The sequence below is a fragment of the Stutzerimonas kunmingensis genome, from assembly GCF_014764705.1.
In the GTDB taxonomy this organism is placed as follows: Bacteria; Pseudomonadota; Gammaproteobacteria; order Pseudomonadales; family Pseudomonadaceae; genus Stutzerimonas.
Genome location: NZ_JACXXG010000001.1, coordinates 48,578 through 66,453, shown reverse-complemented (window position 1 = coordinate 66,453; position 17,876 = coordinate 48,578). Strand labels below are relative to the sequence as shown.

Below are 17,876 nucleotides of genomic sequence, written 5' to 3'. Positions count from 1 at the left end.
CCCTGCGCGTTACTTTGGTGGTTTTATTCAATTCTTGCGGGTTGCGGCTGCCAGCCGGGGAAATCCTTCGCGGGCTTCGGTTCCGCCGCCCACGGTCCGGGCGGCAGATGCATGCGCCACTGGTGCTGTTCCGGCTCGCGGAAGCCGGGGGTGTAGGGGCGGCGGAGGCCGGGCAGGAAGACGACGTCGTAGAGCTCGGTAACCTGGCCTTCGATGGTCAGCCAGTGGGCGAGCCGGCCGGTCTTGAGGTTGAAGACGAGAAGACCGCAGCGCTGGTAATGGCCTTGCGCCTCCAGGCGCTCGGCGAGGTTGATCTGGCCGACGAGGCCGTCCTTGTCCGGGCGCAGGCGGGAAAGGGCCACCACGGCGTAATCGCCAACGAAGGCGATGCCGCGCGCGAAACCCTGGCACAGCACCACGGGCACGAAACTTTTGCTTTCGAAATCGACGTAGCCGAGCTGGGCTTCGCCGGAATTGATGAGCCACAGCCGGCCATCGTGCCAGCGCGGCGAATGTGGCATCGAGAGGCCGGTACACACCGTCTCGCCGCTTTGCACATCGACCACGAAACCGCCGTGGCTCTTGACGCCCTTCCAGCCCAGTTTGCTGTCAAAGCGGCCGCAAATGGTGGCGTAGGCGAGTTCGCCGTCGCGGGCACAGATGCCATTCAGGTGGCAGCGGTCTTCCGGCGCCAGCACCGAAATGAAATCCGGGACCCAAACCGGGCGGAAGGTGTAGTGCTCATCGACGGAGGCGACGCAGCTGAACTGCGTGTTGGCGTAGAGAAAGTCGAAATGCTCGCCGCGGAAGCTCACATCGGCCAAGACGTCGTGGGTGTTGCTGTTTCCGACCAGATAGCCTTTTCTGGGCATGTAAATGGCGTCGTAGACTTCGCCATTGATCTCGTCAGCGCCGGCATTGGCAAAGCGCCAGATCTGCTCGCGATTGCCAATCCACAGCTTGTCATGGTCGATGGCCAGGCCCATGGCAGTGCCGACCACGCGTTCCTGGGCATAGAGCGAGCCATCCGGGTTGCTGCCGAGAAAGAACAGGCGGCCGGTCTGGTAGGTGGAGAAAACCAGCGAGCCGTTGTGCTCGGCCAGCCAGGCGGCGAGGCCGGGCGAGGGCATCAGCTGCGGCTTGCCGGCGGCCTGGCGCAGTTCAGGTGTGGCCTTGCCGCCCGTATCAAAACCGCTGCGCGCGTAGTCGGCGACAGTCCAGTCGTTGAGTTTTTTTGGCTGGGGGATTTCTTCGCTCACTTGATTGCCCGGTTCAGGAGTTGATCGATGGCCTTGGCTACGTCGCATCGACTGGTGTCGATGCGGATATCCGGCGCGGCCGGTGCTTCATAAGCCGCCGAGATGCCGGTCAGGTCAGCGAGCTCCCCATTTCTGGCGCGACGGTAGAGGCCTTTGGGATCACGTTCTTCGCAGACGGCTAGAGGGGTGGCGACATGTACCTCGATGAACCTGTCACCACCGATAATCTCCCGCGCCCGGGCCCGCCCCTGCCGGGTGGGCGACACCAGCGCGATCACGGCATGGATGCCAGACTGGTTGATGAGTCTGGCGAGCTCTGCGACCCGCCGCATGTTTTCGGCACGGTCGGCAGCGCTGAAACCGAGGTCGCGGCACAGGCCCTGTCTGATTTCGTCGCCGTCGATGACGCAGGCCGGAATGGCATCGGCACGCAGGCGGACTACGAGGGCGTTCGCCAATGTGGTCTTGCCGGCGCTGGGAAGTCCCGTGAGCCACCAGGTATGAGGACTGAATAGAGTCATGATGAGGCTACGGTGGTGTTATGGGACCGGCAAAGAGGAGGCTCATCACTGCTGGCTATGGGGCCGAAAGTAGCGCAGGAATTAACCTGGATCAATTAAATATAACGAAGGTGAAAGCTTGCTGTTCGGATTACGCCGAAAGTAAGGCTATGTCCGAGTTAGTTGTTGCAACAGACTAAGCTGAACATGGCGTCTCCAACTGCGGGAGACGTGGATCGTGAAGGCGAGTCAATTCCGGCTGGGCGAGACGGGAGCGATTGCACGCCGGTCAGTAGTCGTCCGGGCGCAGGTGGTGGTGGCGCTGCGCAGCGCCTCGTCGTTGCGCGCGGCGTCCTCGGCGCACAGCGCGTCACCCCAGTCGCCGGCCTGGTGGCGCAGGATCAAGGTGAAAGCCTCGACGCGGTGTTAGGTTCTGTACGAAAAGTCGTCGAGCGAAGGTCAGGCGAGGCAAAAACGGGTGAGGAAGCGGAGTTTACGTGCTGTAAATGAGCATTCCGAACCCGTTGAAGCATCACCGAGCGCAGGCACTTTTCGTACAGAGCCTAGGCCAACAGGTTCAGCACATCAGGCGTGGCGACGACCTGGCCAGTCGAGAAAAGGTAGTTGATCGGTCCGGGAAAAGCGCATGTGAGTCTCCACGGCAAGATGCGGCATCGCCGTTCCAGGCGATGCCGGAGTCTGCGTCAGATCGTGATGAAGAGAAAAGAAGTAACCAGGCGGATGTGTCGCGGATGATCAGGTTGCAGGCTCGGCGGGCAACGCTGGCGTGGCGAAGGCGGCGCACAGCGCCAGCAGCGTCGGATCGATGTCGGCTCGTTTGGGGATGAACAGGTCGACGCCGTAGCAGTCGTAGCTGACGATCCAGACGGCCTCGTAGTAGTGGGCGTGTTCGTTGGAGAACTCGAAGCCGGTCACGCTGGCGATGCCCGTCGCGGCTACAAGCGTGTCGATGGTGTCGCGCCGCTCGGCGACGATGAACAGACCGAGCGCGCCGCATCCCAAGGCATGGATTCCTCGATCCGCCGAATCCGTTTTTCGATTAGATCGCGCAAGTCCGAATCGGCTAGACGCGCAACGGACGCACGGTCACGCAAGACTTGCATCGTGGGTCTCGCTGGCCTGAACCAGGCGAGCCTCGTCGGGTTGGTCGTCATCGACAGCAGCAGAAGCCTTATCTCCTTGAAGCTTGCTCCGCCTCGGCCTCGCGGGCCTTCTTGAGCTTCGCGGATTTTCTGCTTGGGGCCGTCGCGATGAGCGCGTCACCCTCCTCGCCCGTCTCGCCGCTTGCGTCATGATCCTCAGCCTTCGCATCGCCCGGCACCGGATAGAGGATGTCTTCGCCCACCTGGGCCAGCCAGTGTTCGCGGAACGCAGGCCAGAGCAGCCAGAAGGGCGTTGGGCAACAGGGCAGGAAGCACATGAGAATCCTCGATGGTTGGGCGTGGGTACGCGCAGTGCGGCTAGGCCGACATGGTGCGTGGCTTGGTCGCCAGGGACCATGAGGATGATATCGAGGTGAGGCGGGAGGCTGTGACGGCCATCGTTCGCCAGGGGGTTAGCCTGCCCGCCTCACCCCTTCCCCACCGAATACCTGTCGCGCCGCCTGCATGCCGCGCGGGTACTTTGTCTGACGCCGGTCGCACAGCGCAACCAGCTGGGCAGGCACTCCGGCTGCGCTGCCGAAGGCCTTCAGGAAACGGCTGGAATACGCCATGAACGCTTCGGCGTTCAGGCCCAGCCGCACCAGGATCTGCGGCTGGCGTCCGTCGATGCGACCTTCTTTGTCGGATGCTGAGCCCGGCCAGTGCATTCGACCAGCTCAACATAATCCGCGAAGTCGAATGGGATCGCCCACGGCGCCCGGCTGGTCGCATCGAAAGGCATCAGCGCTGTCGCCGGTTCGGCCTCTGCTGGCGGTGAGCCCGGCGCAGGCGCGGATTTGGCGTCCGCCAGGCGTTCCCGGATCGAGGTATGGGCGACCAGGTGGTAGTGATTGCTCATCACCGCGCAGGCCGCGATGTCGATGGCGAACACCTGCGCCAACTCCTTGGTACGTTCGGCTATCCAGCCGCGGCGATGATCGTAGTTCTGGCCGGTCAGGCGGTCTTCGCCACACAGGAAGGCGCGCCGCACGCAGCGGCAAACGCAGTGATACCAGGCGGCGTCGTCAAGGCTCACAAGGGTGGAGCGAGGTTGTGTCATGACGGCGATCCCTGCCGGGCCCGCTGGGTGCGGACGGAAAACCAAGCGTAGCGCAGAAGGCTAGTTCAGCAAGAACAAAGCGGGTGTCCTTTTGTTGTGTTTGTTGTTAGGAATTGGTAAGCCCGGTAAGACTTCTCCTCCACCAGCGCGCTGCCCAGCAGCTCGTTGATCTGGCGCTTGATCACCGCCCGCTGGTCGTTGCCGAAGTACACCTTGCGGGCCAGTTGCACAAAGCTGTCGTCAAAGCACTGGCGCCGTTCGCAATCGCGCTTGGCATCTTCCACGTCCCACAGCTGGGTGTTGATGTCCTTGAGCGCCTGCACCAGCGCGGGCAGGCCAGCGGGAAAGCGCGAGATCTCACCCACCACGTTCTCAATGGCCAGGCGCTCCCTTTGCACATTGGCCAGCTTGACGGCGTCCTGCAGCTTGCCTGCCTTGATCTGCAGGATGGTCAGCTTGTCAAACACCTCGCCCCATGCAACAGGCAAGAGGGGCATGGCGGGCCAGGCTGGGCTGGTGGCGTTGGTGGCGGGTACGGAAGCAGGCGATAGGCGTGTACAGGTTTCGGGCATCTTGCGCTCACTCCAGGCTCAGTGGGGTAAAGCCCGATACACGGACGGGCCGCTCGCGCGGCACGCCGACCAGCAGCCAGGCGGATGCAGATGCGGCGGTAGCAGGCTCCGTGTCCGGCAAGGCGGCTTCCACCCAGAAGTCGTAATGGGCCGCCTGCGCCGCTTGGAGCACGGCCGTAGCTTCCTCGCGGCTGACAGGCGTCATCAATACAAAGGGGCGACAGCGCTGCAAGGTTTCCAGTGCGCCGTGGACGAAAAGCTCAAAGTGCATGGGCGCCTGAACCAGCAAGGCGTTACAGTGCGCCAGCGCCAGTGAGTCCAACGGCTGGCTGGGCACGGTGGTCACAGCGGGCAGGTTGCCCCATTCGGTGGAATGGCTCTCGGACCAAGGCTGCAGCACATTGATGTTGGCGTGCTGCGCACCGCCCAGACTCACGGCCTGCAGTACCCGCGCGGCGCAAGGCGAGCCTGCCAGATGCAGGGCAGTCTCCACATTGCGTGCCAGTGGCGCACGCGCCTCCAGCACGATCAACTCGCCGTGTGGGGCGATGCGCTCGGCCAGGGTGAGTACCAGTGAGGCATCAGGCGCGCAGGCCATGACAGCGATGGAGCCGGGCTGCACAAGCTGCTCGGTTAGCACCGCAAAACGCTGGCTGGCCCAAGCGTGTTCTGGGGCCAAGCGCTGGCGCTTGAGACGGGGCACCCTGCCTTGCTGCACCTCGCAGCTAGCGGGTGGGAGCGGCGACCCGATGGTGAGACTGGGCGATGCTTGTGGATGGGCCTGGGGCTGAGCCGCTTTCGGGGCCAAGGCATCCGCCATTTTTTCGTCGATTTTGGTGCGCAGCAGGTTCAGCACTTCTACCGGGTCCAGGCTGGCCCAGGCGGCGTGGTAGGCGCTTTTGTACGCCTCCCACTCAGAGTCATTCACTTTGGGGCGCCTGTAGGCGGGCAAGGTGTCGTAACCAGGAATACCGATGGCAGTGTTGTGGGGGTAATAGGGATAGAAGCTAGGCGCAATGCTGCTGCACAGCGTGACGCAGGGCGTGGCGCTGATGTCGGCCTGGTGCAGGGCAAACGTATCCACAGTGATCACCCCATCCATATGCCCGACCAGGGCCTTGAACATCTCGGGCGTGGTGATCTTGCCGGAGAGATCCGTCAGGCGTTTGTGCTTGAAGGCGAGGGGTTGGTCGATGACCCATTGGATATCCGGGCTCAGTTCTAGCAGGCGCTGAACAAAGCGTCGCGCCACATCCTCGGGCATGGAGCGCAGGGCCACCGAGGCTTTAGGGTTGAACAGCACTTTTTTACCGGACCGCTGGCGCAGCAGGACTTGCACGGCCTGCCAAGCATCCTGGTGGATATGGCCCTGATTACGCTTTTGCGTGGGGGGCACATCTTGTGGCGCCAGGCCGCACCACCAGAGTACCCAATCCACAATTGGCATTTCGCTGAATCCAGGGCGGCTGGTCAGATTGGAGAAATCGAAATAGCCGTCGTACTGGGCAAACTCGGCAGCAGTCAGTGGTTGAAACAATACGCGCTCTACACCAGGTGCATGGCCTAGAATGTCTGCCGTGGCGGCGCTGCTACCCGGGCCTAACAAAATGTCGCGGCTCAGTGAAGGGAAGTGTCGCTGCAGGCAGCGCAGCACCACCCGGAACGCAGTGATGCCAATGGTGCAATCGCCCAGAGCGGCGCCAAAGCCGTTGACCACGGCAAAGCGCCAATGGTGCTTGTCGAACTTGCGTGCGCGCAAAGCCAAGAGCTGCGCAGGTAAGGGCTGATCTTCCAGGTGAAAGCGCAGGCCGCCTTCGGCGGGCCGTGAAGAAATGCGGCCCAGCCGGGCAGGGAAATGCGGCCAGCCCAGCAAGGCATCTTCATTGACCAGATTGAGCCCGAGCGGCAACAGATCTGAGTCCGCTTGGGCGGTCTCATCCGGCTGTGCCTGCAAGGCTGTTTCTGGGAGTTGTTTCAACTGGTTCGCAACCAGTTGAACCTCAACCCCCACGTCCAGATACAGGCGCTCCAGCGTCAGGGCATGCGGGTTGTCCACGCCCCAATACATGCGGTGGATGCGATTGGTATCGAGCGCCACATCCTGCGCCAGCGCAAAGAAACGCATGGAAAAATCCTGGGTTCTGGTGTTGGGGAAGATGCTCCCAGACACCCTGCCCCTCGTCAGAAGGACAGGGCTCGTAGGCTACCCTCACGCAACCTGCAAGGCCTTCAAGATAAGCAAGTGTTTCTCAGCAAACTCGGAGGCCTGAGTGGTGAGTTCGGCAAGATTGTCTTCTGGAGTATCCAGCGTCTTGCCGTCCTTGATCAGGCGCTGGTTTTGCGCGTCAAGGATATTCCACACGAAGCCAGCCCAGTCCTGGGGTTGTTTGTGGCCCTGCTGTCTGGCCAGCAGAAACAGCTGCTGAAAGCGTGGCACGGTAACGCCACCGCCGGTGACCGGGCTGGCGAGGTAGTTCAGTTCGTCGCTGCTGCGAGCCTTCAGCATCAAGTGGAGGTTCAAGCGGTCAGTGCGCTTTTTTGCTTTGGCGGTGGCAGCATCGTCCTGAACGGCCAGCACGACCCCGGCGCTGGCAAGCACCATCACGGCTTCGTTGATCTGCACGAAACGGATGCCGCCAGGCTGCAGTGCCTTTTCCAGGTCGCCGAGCGACTTGGACTTGTGGTCGGCGAGCTGGTCGAGGATGGGGCCGTAGACGGCTTGCTGAAGATTGGCTTCGCCCAAGCTGCCAGTAACTTTGAGGCTGACGTCGGCGCGCGGCTGCACCAGCAAAATGCGCTGGGCACGCAGCGCTTCGGCCTGCTCCAGCGCGGAGAGCTGGCGCGCACCCTTGACCCAGTAGTCCTTGCGAAACTGCTGGTTCACGCAGAAGTCGCGGGTGGTCTGGCGGAACATCGGGTCGGGAATGCCGGCCAGCAGCATCTTCTGCTCGGCACTGAGGTTAACCGCGTCGATCGCATCCAGGTAATTGGCCGAACAGGCCCACTGCAGCTTGGCCGGGGCCAGCCATTGCGCCATCCTGGCAAAGGCCATGGGCTGCCAGTCGCGGTTGAAGTACTCGTGGGCGACATAGTGGCGGTCTTGCCCTTTGATCATCTTGATGCGCTCGGCAATCTGCGGGTTGGCACGGGCATACGCCGGGTTGGTAGCCAGCAACTGATCGGCAAAGGCCAGCGCGCTGTCGATGCGACTGACAATGCCGGCACCGTCCGAACCCAGCACTTCGGCATGCTCGGTGAGCAGGTCGCGCATGGGCACCATGGCGGCCCAGCCGGGCTGGGTGTTGTAGCTAATGTAGAGCACCCCGCCCACCTTGAGCTTGCGACGCACGAAATCGACGATGACGGCGCGGTTCTCGTCGCTGATCCAGCTCCAGATGCCGTGCAGGCCGATGTAGTCGAACTCGGGCAGGTCGGTGCGCTCGCAGAACGCGTCGAACGCGTCGTCAAACAGCTGGGCGCCAGAGTCCGCCACGCGGGCCAACTCCTGCGCAAAGCCCGCCTGGGCGGGGTTGAAGTCGGTGCCCGCCCACTGCACAGCGCTGGCGGCTGCGTGCAGGTTGGCGCTCATGCCCTGGCCAAAGCCGAGCTCGCAAGCGCTGCCCACTTCCGGCGGCACCAGGCCCGCATTCAGAAACGCCAGGCGCACGCGCAGTGGATTGAGTTCGGTGTAGTAGCCGTAGGTGTAGCCAATATCGGCGACGTAGCCGGCGGTCCAGTCGCTCATTTCATGTCCTTTTATGCTGGGGTTTTTTCTGAAGGCATGGCAAATCGATGCACTCAGAAAAAACCCCACCCCTCTTGCGAAGGATGGGGTTGGGAAGGCTTTAGACCTCAAGCCCCATGTTGCAGGGCTTGTCTCTTGCGAGATTAGATCAGGGCCACAGTGCCATGGTTGCTGTTGAACGAAGCGTTGGCCAGGTCGATGCCGACCAGCTCAATGATCGCGTCCACACCATTCTCGAACACCGTGCTCTGGTTCGTGTTGTCGACCGCTACATAGGCATTGCCCTTGTAGTTGAACCAGACAGCCTCACCCACACCAGCTTGTGCGATGGCATCATCGACATAGTTGGCGAAGGTAGCGGTGTTTTCGTTCAGCACCGCGCTCAGCTTGGCGAAAATGGAGACGTTGTGGTCACCAATGTCGATCAACTCAAGCACATCACCCGCCTGGAAGTCCAAGATGCTGCTGTAGGTGTTGGATTCCTTGGTGCCAGCGGTCAGCACGAACAGGTCGTTGCCTGCACCACCGGTCAGCTTGGCACCGTTGGAGCCAGCGTTCAGGGTGTCGTTACCTGCGCCGCCCACCAGCACGTCGGCCTTGGCGTTGGTACCTACAGAAGCCGACAGCACGTCGTTACCAGCGCCGCCAGTCACTGTCACGGCCACACCGTTGTGGTTCGTCAGATCCAGCGTCAGGGCACCAGTTGCGGCGCTGGCGTCCACGGTCGCGACCTTGGCAGCCAAGCTGCTCCAAGTAGTCACACCACCCACCAAAGTGCTGCTGTCGGACAGAGACAACGTCAGATTGCCAGCACCAGTCACTGTAACAGCCTTGGCGGCGTTAGCGTCCAGAGCCAGGGTGCTGACAGAAGCAGGATCTGCAACCTTTACATCGCCATACACGGTCGAGAAGGTGGTCGTCTTGTTGGCCACGCTCACGTTGATGGTTTCAACTTCAGCAGCCTTGACGGTGCCCAAGGTAGTTGTAACACCCCCAACAACTGTATTTGCAGCGTTCACAACAACGTTCAGACCCTTAGTGCCCTTGATGGCATCGGTCACGTTCACAATGGCACCAGCACCAACTGCCGTCAGCTCCAGCGTACCGCCGCTGGCCATCTTGTCGATGGTCAGGGCTGCAGCGGTTGCGGGAGCAGCAGCACCTTGGGTGGTCGTCTTGACCGTAACTGCCGGCAGATCACCACCGCCTGCATCGGTAATAGTGAAGTCACCTGTGCCGATATCAGCAAGATCACCGCCGGTTGTGCGCGTCAGCGTCACCACGGTGCCGCCAACGCTTGTGACATCCCAGCCAGTGAAGGTCTTGCCGTAGAAAGCAGTCGCAATCTGAGCAGCAGTTTCACCACCATTCAGCGTCAGCGTCGTGCCAGCAAATTCGATGGTATCGGCACCAGTAACAGCACCAGAGTTAGGAACGCTGAAATCAACCGTGATGACTTCCTTCGTGGCAACTTCCACAACCGAGTCAGAGTTGGCACTGACCACGTAGTTGATGTTGTCGAGGTTGGCCAGATTGACTGTGCCGGCAGCCGCTGCGTTGCCAATGCTCAGCTTCTCGAAGCCGTCGATCTTGCCAGCGAAGGTGCCGTTGGCCGAGAGGGCTACAGCGTCCGCAGCGGACAGGGCGATGGTGTCAACGCCGTCGCCGCCCTTCAGGTCAACCGTCGGGACGGCCACGGTGGTGGCGCCCACGACGTTCAGCGTCAGGGTGTCGTCACCGGCGCCCAGGTCGATGGCCTTGGCAATGGCGGTGTTGGCGTTGGTGATGGTCACCTTGTCCACACCGGCGCCGCCGGTATAGGTGGCCTTGGTGCCATCGATGGCAATGGTCACAGCTCCCGTCGTGCCCGTGGTGTCCACCGAAGTCACGTTGGTGGTAGCGATAGCGGTAGTAGCATTCGTCACCAGGTTCAGGCCGGCGGTCTCAGTCACCTTGATGGTCGTCACGCCACCCAGGTCGGAACCCGTCTTGGCATCCAGCAGGCCAGTACCGCTGACGTTCAGGGCAGTCGTACCAGCTGCCAAGTCCAGAGACACGGTATTCGTGCCTTCGCTCTTGACGTTCAGGGTTTTGATGGCGCTGGCAGCATCCAGATTGATGGCAGCACGCGCCTCAAGCGCGGAAGCGCTGGTCAGCGTTTCGGACTTAGCAGCAGTACCGACGTTGGTCAGGTTCAGTGCCAGGGTGGCAGCAGCCTGCGTCAGGGCGAAGTCGCCACCGTTGGACAGGTTCAGGGTTTCAAGGGCAGTGGTGTTGCCAGTGCTTGCGGAAAGAGTTGCCGAGTAACCATCCACGGTGATGGTCTTGACGGCTGTGGCGTCAGCACCAGCATTGGTACCAGTGATGGTCACTTTGCCTGCATCCACACCCATCACGCCGCCAGCAGGCGTTGCGTTGTGAGCTTGGCCCTGCACGACGGTGACAGTGGGGGCAACAGAGTTACCGGAGGTGTTGGTCAGGGTGGCGGTCAGGTCGGTAGCGTCTTGGTTGGCACGCGCAGCGGTGAAGACCACGGTGTCGCCAGAAGCGGCAGCAGCGGTGTAGCCAGTGCCCTTAGCAGGAGTGCCAGCTTGAAGAACTGCACCAGTATTGAAAGCGCCGGTGAAGACGCCCTTGGCCGTCACTTGCGAACCTTGGGTATCGGTGTTGGGATTGGCCAGACCGCTCACCATGTTGGAGAAGGCAGCAGCCACTTCCGCAGCGGTGAGGTCAACACCCGCCTTGGCAGTGAAGGTCAGACCATTGATGGCCAGCGCATCGCCACCCTTGAGCGCGCCAAACTTGATGGTAGCTGTCTCGGTCACGCCGCCGGTGGTGTTGGCCGCGTTCTTGGCCGCCACAGTAGCGTCCTGCTTGACGGTAACGGTGGTGGTTTCGGTGTTGGCGTTGACGGTGACAGCGCCTTGAACAACCTTGTTGGCAGTCGTATCGGCGGCAGCCTTGCTGGTGTCGCTAGAGGCCTTCTGGGTCACGGAAACGGTCTTGCCGCCGGTGACGGTGACGGCGCCCAGGTCGATCTGAGCAGCGGCTGCGTCGTAGGCCTTGCCGGTCACATTGACGACCACATCGCCCTTGGCAGCGGTGGTGCCGCCAATGGTGATGGTATCGACATCGGCGGTAGCAGCACCCGCATCAGCAGCAGTCACGGTGACGTTGTTGCCACCATTGACGGCATGAGTCAGCGGGGCACCAGCAGCACCAGCTTCCTTGAGGGTAACAGCGACGTTGGTCGTAGCAGCGGCCGTAGCGCCAACAGCAGCGCTGCCGTGCTTGAGGACGTTCAGGTCGGTCACGCCAGCGACAGCGGAGGTGTCGACGGTCACGCCAGCGGTGCCTTCGACTTCAACCACTTCGTCGTTGGTCATGTTCGGCAGAACGATGGCTGGTAGGGAGGATGCGATCTTCAGCGTGTCGATACCTGCACCACCGTTGACGATATCCAGGGTGCTGAGGGTGTCAAGATCAGTACCAGTTGTGGAAATCGAACCAATGATCGTGTCGTTGCCCGAGGTGCCGGCGAAGTTATCCAGACCCCGGTGAGCCACCAAGCTTTACTGAAGATTTGGGCGAGTCGAATCAATCACTTAGAGACATTTTAAATATCTTTTTCGGCGTTTCCTACCGTCTTCCTACTTGCCGCCAGTGGGAGGAAACCGATGGGACCACTACAAAACGCCCCATCATCTCGATAACTAACTGATTTACAACAGCTTTATTCGTATCCCCCGTCCTCTTCCCGTCCCACCTGGTTCCGACTGGCGTTTTCCGCCGCATGGCCAATCGCACGGGCGCCTACCTGCAAGGTAAAGCCACCCGATGGCTGACCCTCGATCACCTGAATCCCCGCCTCCTCAATTGCGGCCTTTAGGCGCGATACCGTCGACAGGCGTGGACTGACCGCATTGGACTCCAGCCGCGCTAAGGCGATGAGGGAAACCCCCGAGCGCTTGGCCAGGGTTGGCTGGCTCCAACCGAGCACGCCACGGGCTGCACGGATCATCGAAACGATCAACATCTCTTCCTGTGCAGGATTGTTTAATGTATCTTTAGACACGATTCATATCCTTTAGTAGTTTTTAAAAGTCTGGAGACCATTATGAGTGTCATCGCGCTTTCGGCAAAGAGGCTCCGTGAGCTTTCTTGCCCGTCAGGCAAAACAAAGGAAAATGTCTGGGATGCTCAGTGCAAAGGGCTGATGCTGGAGCTTCGGGAAAGCGGCGGACGTACCTGGTACGTCCGCTATGTCGATGCGCGAGGCAAACAGCGCCAGCTGCGCATTGGCGATGCCAACGTGGTCTCCCTCGAACAAGCCCGTAAACGCACCGACGAGCTACGCGGTCAGATCGCGCTGGGCAAAGACCCGTTCGAAGAGAAGGCGGTGCTCAGACAGGTTCCGACCTTGGCCGCGTTCGTTCAAGAGCGGTACATACCCTTTATAAAGGGCTACAAGCGCTCCTGGGATACCGATGAGTCGTTGCTGCGTAACCACTTGCTGCCCGCCTTCGGCAATTGCTATCTGGACCAGATCAAGAAGGACGACATAGTCGCTTTGCACCACGGGCGGCGTGCGAGCGGTGCTGCGCCTGGCTCCGCCAATCGCCTGCTGATCCTGATGCGATACATTTTCAACCTTGCGTTGAAGTGGGAAACCCCAGGCGTGAGCAAGAATCCCACGGCCGGCATTCCCCTGTTTGAAGAGAACAACAAACGGGAGCGCTACCTATCCCAGGACGAAGCACAACGCCTGTATGCCGCCCTTCAGACCAGCGAATCGAGGATGCTGCAGTACATCATCCCGATGCTTATCATGACCGGCGCTCGCAAGCGTGAGGTACTGGATGCGCGCTGGTCCGACTTTGATCAAAGCACACGGCGGTGGCGAATCCCAATCAGCAAGTCTGGCAAGGCCCGGCACGTACCGCTTTCAGATGGGGTATTGAACCTGTTGGGGGCGGTGCATGCTGAACAGGCCAGCTGGCCTTTGGCCTTGCAGAACTGCCCTTGGGTGTTTCCAAACCCGGACACCGGCAAGCCCTTTGTATCGATCTTCTACGCCTGGAATACGGCCCGTAAACGGGCAGGCTTGCCTGATGTGCGTATCCATGACCTGCGCCATAGCTTTGCCAGCTTCCTGATCAACGCTGGACGCTCGATCTACGAGGTGCAGAAAATCCTGGGTCACACGCAGATCAAGACCACCCAGCGCTATAGCCACCTCTCGTAGGAAACCCTGCTGGCCGCAGCCAATACTGCCGTTGAAGCGCTAGGACAGGCTTTCTCGCCGGCGAGTACCCTTCTGCCCGCGCCGGTCGCAGCCTTACCAGCTCAGTAACGAAGCCGTTGCCCTCGCTTGGCGGGGGCTCGCCAGTGTAGAAGGTCCGCCTCTCTCACTTAGGCCTGAAAGACATCGTCCAGGCTGGATGCATCGAGCACGCGATCGCCCCACAGCTCAAGCTCGCTTGCCGAAGCGCCCGAGATCTGTGCTGTGACCTCCGCCGGCAGGGGGCCGAAACGACGTGCGAGCTGGCGCTGCAGGAGCATCGCTTCACCTTGGGCAATACCCCTCTCGATCCCCTTCTCGATACCCTTCTCGATACCTTGCTCAAGGCCCTTTTGCTCATGCTGCTGGGCCCAAGCGTCAAAGCTCTTTGCCAGTGTCATCTTCAACTCCTTCAGGTCTTGCACCTGAGGCAATACCAAAGTGTTCTTGCTTTGTCTTAACAGTACCGCACGAATCCAGATGGCAAAAGTGCGCTTGAGCTCCGGATTATCCTCTAACCAGTTGCTTAACAGGTCGATCAGGCGCAGCAGCACCGTTGCGTTTTCAGAATGTTCAAAGCGGATCACCGCCGCAACCAGGTTCTTCAGCTCTGACAGATCCGCCTCGGTGTACTGACTCTGGTCGATCAGCAGGTATTCCAGCCTGGGCATGTACTTGGATACCAAGCCTGGCACCTTGGGAATCAACGCGCCCACATCGGTAGCGGCCGTCCACTTCGCATCGCCATTGTAGAGCACGATCGGCAGCACCGGCGGCAGTTTGCGATGCGGCAGGATATCTTTAGCGCGGATCAGATCCTGATACAGCAGACCGACGTAGGTCATCATCCGCACCGCCATAAACGGATCAACAGTGCTCTGGAACTCGATCAGGATGTACAGGTAGACCCATTCACCCTCGGCGCGAACCCGCCAGACCACATCATCGGCCCGGTGGCGCAGGTCGTCGGTAACATAGCTGCCGGGGACTTTCTCCAGGGTGCTGTAGTCCAGGCTATGCAGCCATTCGTCAGGGATGAAGCCCATCACCAGATCCCGCACCAGCTCAGGCGCGGAGAACAGCAGCTTGTACGAGGCATCGTTGTCGTGGGTCATGAGCAACCATCTGCATAGATAGCCCGATACTGTAACGCTCAGGCGCTTAAAGACGAAGATTGATCGTTCGGTGGCCGATACTGCGGCAGACGAACACCGCGCTTGGCTTTTAGGGCGAGGCTCGGGCATCGTGCGTGTTCCGGCTTGGCTTTCAAGGAGAAGACACCATGCCCACTACCGAGCAAACCATTCTCAAGGTCGGCAGCGAAGGCGGCTCTATTGAGCTGCGGGGCCACCAAGCAGACGGAGCCTGGCGCTTTCGACTCACGACCAACGAAACGACGCTCATTGAAAGTCTGGAAGAAGACGCCGATCCGGCAACCGGTAGCCCTTGGGTGAGCAGCTGGGAAGCTGCGTTGGCGCTACTGGATGAGTACCCGTGGCAACATCTTTACCCGCTGGACGTCCATCCTGAGTTTCACAAGCAGATCTGTAATGCGCTCAGCAGCCGAGGCGTATATCAGAAGTCCTACGAGTTGCGGGGAGTGTTCCATCAATCACCCTGCACCACAGCTTCCAGTCGGCAGACGATGCCGAGCGAATCTTGGCAACACGGCCGCGGGCGCGCTCACCTTTGCTTGTCAGATAAAGGTGGCCGGCGACACGCCAAACCGCTCGCTGAGCTTACGTATCTGCCGAATGTTCATTTCCCGTTTGCCAGCTATGATTTCGGAGATAACGCCTTGGCTTCCAATTTCGGATAAATCACCCTGCTTTAACCCGTGCTGCTCCATCAGGAATTTCAGGGCTTGCACCCCAGTGCCTTCCGGCACCAGGTGATGCTCGGTTTCATAGTCCTCGATCAGATCTCCGATAATATCAACCAAGCCCATAGCAGGGTGCTGCTCATCGCTGGCCGCCTCATCAAGCAAAGCTTCCAGCATGACCGTCATACGCTCGTAGTGAGACTCGTCTCGAATCGGAGCGATGTCAGTTTCACTTCGAAATTGCTCCCAAGCTGGGAGCAGGCGATTCATATCGATATGCGCACTCATCATTTCCATGCTCCTTTGTCGTAGTCCCGGTGTGTGAGGACCGCCTTGATATAAACGATTTGTTTTTCAAAGCGGATGTAAGAGATCAACCGGTACTTGTTGCCACCGATATCGAAAACCACCAGCTCGCCGACCTTATCGACGGTATTGAATGCGGCTTTGAGCTCAGCCCAATTGGAGAATCGGTTTCTTTCGATCACCCGGCGCCAGCCTTGTAAAGGGCCTTCAGCGCCTTGGTGTTGCGCCGCGAAGGCTCTTAACGCGCTGTTACTGATGATCTTCATGTAACTAGAATATCTCAGTTTGAGATTTAAACAAGCCGAAAGAGGGAATCAGTGATCCCGAATCGATCGGATACTGGCCTGGTTGGCTAGGATGGAAGGACGCTACGTAAGTCACAAACCGCCAACTACGGCCTGTAGATACTCCCGCGCCGCCTCCCCCTGTGCTTGTACATCGCTTTTGAGTCCGCTTTCCAGAGCGACAATCTGTGCAACCAGGCGCTGATAGGTATGCCCATGCATCCCCGCCGGCCGCTCAGGTAACGGCAGCATCAGGCACGAATGTGGATCAAGGCGCCGACGCAAGCGGTTAGCACGCTCGATGTCACGCAACAGAGGCGGCATCAGCTGGCTTTCATAACGCAGGCGAGCGCAGCGGCGGCAGCACCAGCGCCCTTGGCGGCGATAGAGCAGGTAGACGGCGTGTGGGCAGTAAGGGCAAACGAAGGCCGGGCGCTCGCCACCGAGGCGGCAAGAACGCCATCGCAGGGCTATTTCCTGTACATCAAGGCCTTCGCTCACGATGATGGACTCGCGCTCAATCAGGTATTCCCGAGGCAACCGGCCGCTGGCGATCCGCACCAACGTCCCCGGTTCCAGCCATCCGTCCCGGCGCATCTGCCGTACATCCAGCTGCTCTACCTCATGCACACGACGATGACGATCATCACGCAGCCAACGTCCGCTACCCAAGGCGCCCATTGTTTTCCCCCGAAATCCATAGTGAGATCAGGTTAATGTCACGACGCGTTAACTTAAGTTAAGCGGGACCGACTTACCTTGGCTTAAGACGGGCCTTCTGGCGGTTTGCCTTCGGCCGGGTAGCGGCCCAATGCTCGCCAGGGCCAGGACGATTCAGGGTGTTTCCGCATCGGCGCCGGAGCCGCATGGGTGGCAGACCACCCGATGGCTGCTTGCAGATCGGCCGTAGCTTGTGGCTCATGCAACCAGCGCTCATTGTCAGGGATGACCGTCGCAGTACGGACGATCCAGACGCCAGGCTCATGCTCTTCCACCAGCACATGTCGGCCAGCGAATCGCTTGTCCAGCGAGATTTCACCATTGGTACCAACAACCTTGACCGTAGGCGCGTCTGCCATGTTGCGGCTCCTTTATCTTCACGGTCGCAAGTATAGTTTCAGCCAGCGCGTATTCAGCGTCGTTAGGAAAACCCTAACCGGGTTTTACCCAGGCGGCTGCGGGTAGGCCGGCTGACTGGCTGCCATATCCGGATCGATATCGGTCATGCCATTCATTTGCAGCACAGACCTCTCATCAATTGCCAGACCTCCGAGGTAAACGGCTCCGGCTCGACTGTGCTTGGCTTCAAGGGAGCCTTCAGGCAGTCTGCCATCAAGCCGGGCAGCAGCCCGCAAGGTGATAGACGCCAGCTGAGGAAGGCAAACATGAAACACGGAATCAAAGAGCCGGGCGAAGCCGCCGGACGGCTAAACGCCGGCGGCGAACAGCCTATTTTGAAGGTCGGAAGCGAGGGAGGCTCGATCACGTTACTGGGTGTCAACACCGATGGCGTCTGGAAGTACCGGCTGGCCACCAACGAGGCGGCGCTGCACGACGAATTGGATACCGAAACAGCAGAACAGCCCTGGGTAGACACCTGGGAAGAAGCCCTTCAACTGCTCGATCAGTACCCATGGCATATGCTTTACCCACTGGGCGTACACCTCAGCTTCCATGATCACGTCTACGAAGCGCTAGAGCACCGCCAGGCCGATGCTGCCGATATCGACTGGGGCAGCTGGAAATCAGCAATGGCAGGCGGCGACTGGCTCTTCTAGCGTTAGGCATTAACAATGGTCGCGTCGTGCTCGCGCCACCTTGCCCGCTTCGCAGCAGCGCCGAACCATGAGGCCAAGCGTATAGCACTAACGCAGGCCATAGCCC

General features: G+C 60.2%; 18 protein-coding genes. 2 read left to right on the top strand and 16 right to left on the bottom strand.

The genetic code is table 11. The annotated features are described in order from the left end of the window. Positions 1–23 precede the first annotated feature (23 nt). From IEG05_RS00365 to IEG05_RS00315, 11 genes are all read right to left on the bottom strand, one after another. A complete protein-coding gene (locus IEG05_RS00365; protein WP_191121435.1) occupies positions 24–1,259 on the bottom strand; it encodes a TIGR03032 family protein in 1,236 nt (411 codons plus the stop codon). After that, positions 1,256–1,780 (bottom strand): adenylyl-sulfate kinase, encoded by a 525-nt coding sequence (gene cysC, locus IEG05_RS00360; protein WP_191121434.1) that lies wholly within the window; start codon positions 1,778–1,780, stop codon positions 1,256–1,258. Before cysC ends, IEG05_RS00365 begins: the two co-directional genes overlap by 4 nt. 228 nt (positions 1,781–2,008) lie before the next feature. Continuing rightward, positions 2,009–2,164: a hypothetical protein gene (locus tag IEG05_RS00355; protein ID WP_191121433.1), complete on the bottom strand. Its 156-nt coding sequence runs from the start codon at positions 2,162–2,164 to the stop codon at positions 2,009–2,011. A gap of 351 nt (positions 2,165–2,515) precedes the next feature. Continuing rightward, positions 2,516–2,782 carry a hypothetical protein gene (locus IEG05_RS00350; RefSeq protein ID WP_191121432.1) on the bottom strand — a complete coding sequence of 89 codons (267 nt, stop codon included), beginning with the start codon at positions 2,780–2,782 and terminating at the stop codon, positions 2,516–2,518. Between the two features lie 169 nt (positions 2,783–2,951). After that, positions 2,952–3,200, bottom strand: a complete 249-nt coding sequence (locus tag IEG05_RS00345; RefSeq protein ID WP_191121431.1) for a hypothetical protein — start codon at positions 3,198–3,200, stop codon at positions 2,952–2,954. A 308-nt stretch (positions 3,201–3,508) separates the two neighbouring features. Next, positions 3,509–3,982 (bottom strand): hypothetical protein, encoded by a 474-nt coding sequence (locus IEG05_RS00340; RefSeq protein WP_224742615.1) that lies wholly within the window; start codon positions 3,980–3,982, stop codon positions 3,509–3,511. 65 nt (positions 3,983–4,047) lie between these two features. Beyond that, positions 4,048–4,554 carry a DUF6165 family protein gene (locus IEG05_RS00335; protein ID WP_224742614.1) on the bottom strand — a complete coding sequence of 169 codons (507 nt, stop codon included), beginning with the start codon at positions 4,552–4,554 and terminating at the stop codon, positions 4,048–4,050. Positions 4,555–4,561: 7 nt separating this feature from the next. Further along, complete coding sequence (locus tag IEG05_RS00330) at positions 4,562–6,679, bottom strand: hypothetical protein (RefSeq protein ID WP_042919449.1); 2,118 nt, start codon at positions 6,677–6,679, stop codon at positions 4,562–4,564. 84 nt (positions 6,680–6,763) lie between these two features. Next, the gene (locus tag IEG05_RS00325; protein ID WP_042919450.1) at positions 6,764–8,299 is read right to left on the bottom strand and encodes a class I SAM-dependent methyltransferase; all 1,536 of its coding nucleotides are present in this window, start codon (positions 8,297–8,299) and stop codon (positions 6,764–6,766) included. A gap of 143 nt (positions 8,300–8,442) precedes the next feature. Beyond that, positions 8,443–11,865: a beta strand repeat-containing protein gene (locus tag IEG05_RS00320; RefSeq protein WP_191121430.1), complete on the bottom strand. Its 3,423-nt coding sequence runs from the start codon at positions 11,863–11,865 to the stop codon at positions 8,443–8,445. Between the two features lie 167 nt (positions 11,866–12,032). Further along, complete coding sequence (locus IEG05_RS00315) at positions 12,033–12,374, bottom strand: helix-turn-helix domain-containing protein (protein WP_191121429.1); 342 nt, start codon at positions 12,372–12,374, stop codon at positions 12,033–12,035. Positions 12,375–12,416: 42 nt separating this feature from the next. Here IEG05_RS00315 and IEG05_RS00310 point away from each other — a divergent pair, with 42 nt between their 5' ends. After that, a complete protein-coding gene (locus IEG05_RS00310; protein WP_191121428.1) occupies positions 12,417–13,544 on the top strand; it encodes a tyrosine-type recombinase/integrase in 1,128 nt (375 codons plus the stop codon). Positions 13,545–13,711: 167 nt separating this feature from the next. On the opposite strand, the gene IEG05_RS00305 is transcribed toward IEG05_RS00310, so the two are convergent. The 5 genes from IEG05_RS00305 to IEG05_RS00285 form a co-directional block, all read right to left on the bottom strand. Continuing rightward, positions 13,712–14,695 (bottom strand): Rpn family recombination-promoting nuclease/putative transposase, encoded by a 984-nt coding sequence (locus IEG05_RS00305; protein ID WP_042919452.1) that lies wholly within the window; start codon positions 14,693–14,695, stop codon positions 13,712–13,714. A gap of 581 nt (positions 14,696–15,276) precedes the next feature. Further along, positions 15,277–15,693, bottom strand: coding sequence for a helix-turn-helix domain-containing protein (locus IEG05_RS00300; protein WP_224742613.1), 417 nt, complete (start codon positions 15,691–15,693; stop codon positions 15,277–15,279). Then, entirely contained in the window at positions 15,690–15,974 is a 285-nt protein-coding gene (locus IEG05_RS00295; protein ID WP_042919453.1) for a type II toxin-antitoxin system HigB family toxin, read from the bottom strand. The genes IEG05_RS00300 and IEG05_RS00295 overlap by 4 nt, the downstream gene beginning before the upstream one ends. A 111-nt stretch (positions 15,975–16,085) precedes the next feature. Next, on the bottom strand, positions 16,086–16,673 hold the full coding sequence (locus tag IEG05_RS00290) for a hypothetical protein (RefSeq protein ID WP_191121427.1): 588 nt from the start codon (positions 16,671–16,673) through the stop codon (positions 16,086–16,088). Between the two features lie 83 nt (positions 16,674–16,756). Then, positions 16,757–17,071: a hypothetical protein gene (locus IEG05_RS00285; RefSeq protein ID WP_224742611.1), complete on the bottom strand. Its 315-nt coding sequence runs from the start codon at positions 17,069–17,071 to the stop codon at positions 16,757–16,759. Positions 17,072–17,377: 306 nt separating this feature from the next. Between IEG05_RS00285 and IEG05_RS00280 the strand changes: the two genes are divergently transcribed. Then, entirely contained in the window at positions 17,378–17,770 is a 393-nt protein-coding gene (locus IEG05_RS00280; RefSeq protein WP_191121426.1) for a hypothetical protein, read from the top strand. The last annotated feature ends 106 nt before the right edge of the window (positions 17,771–17,876 follow it).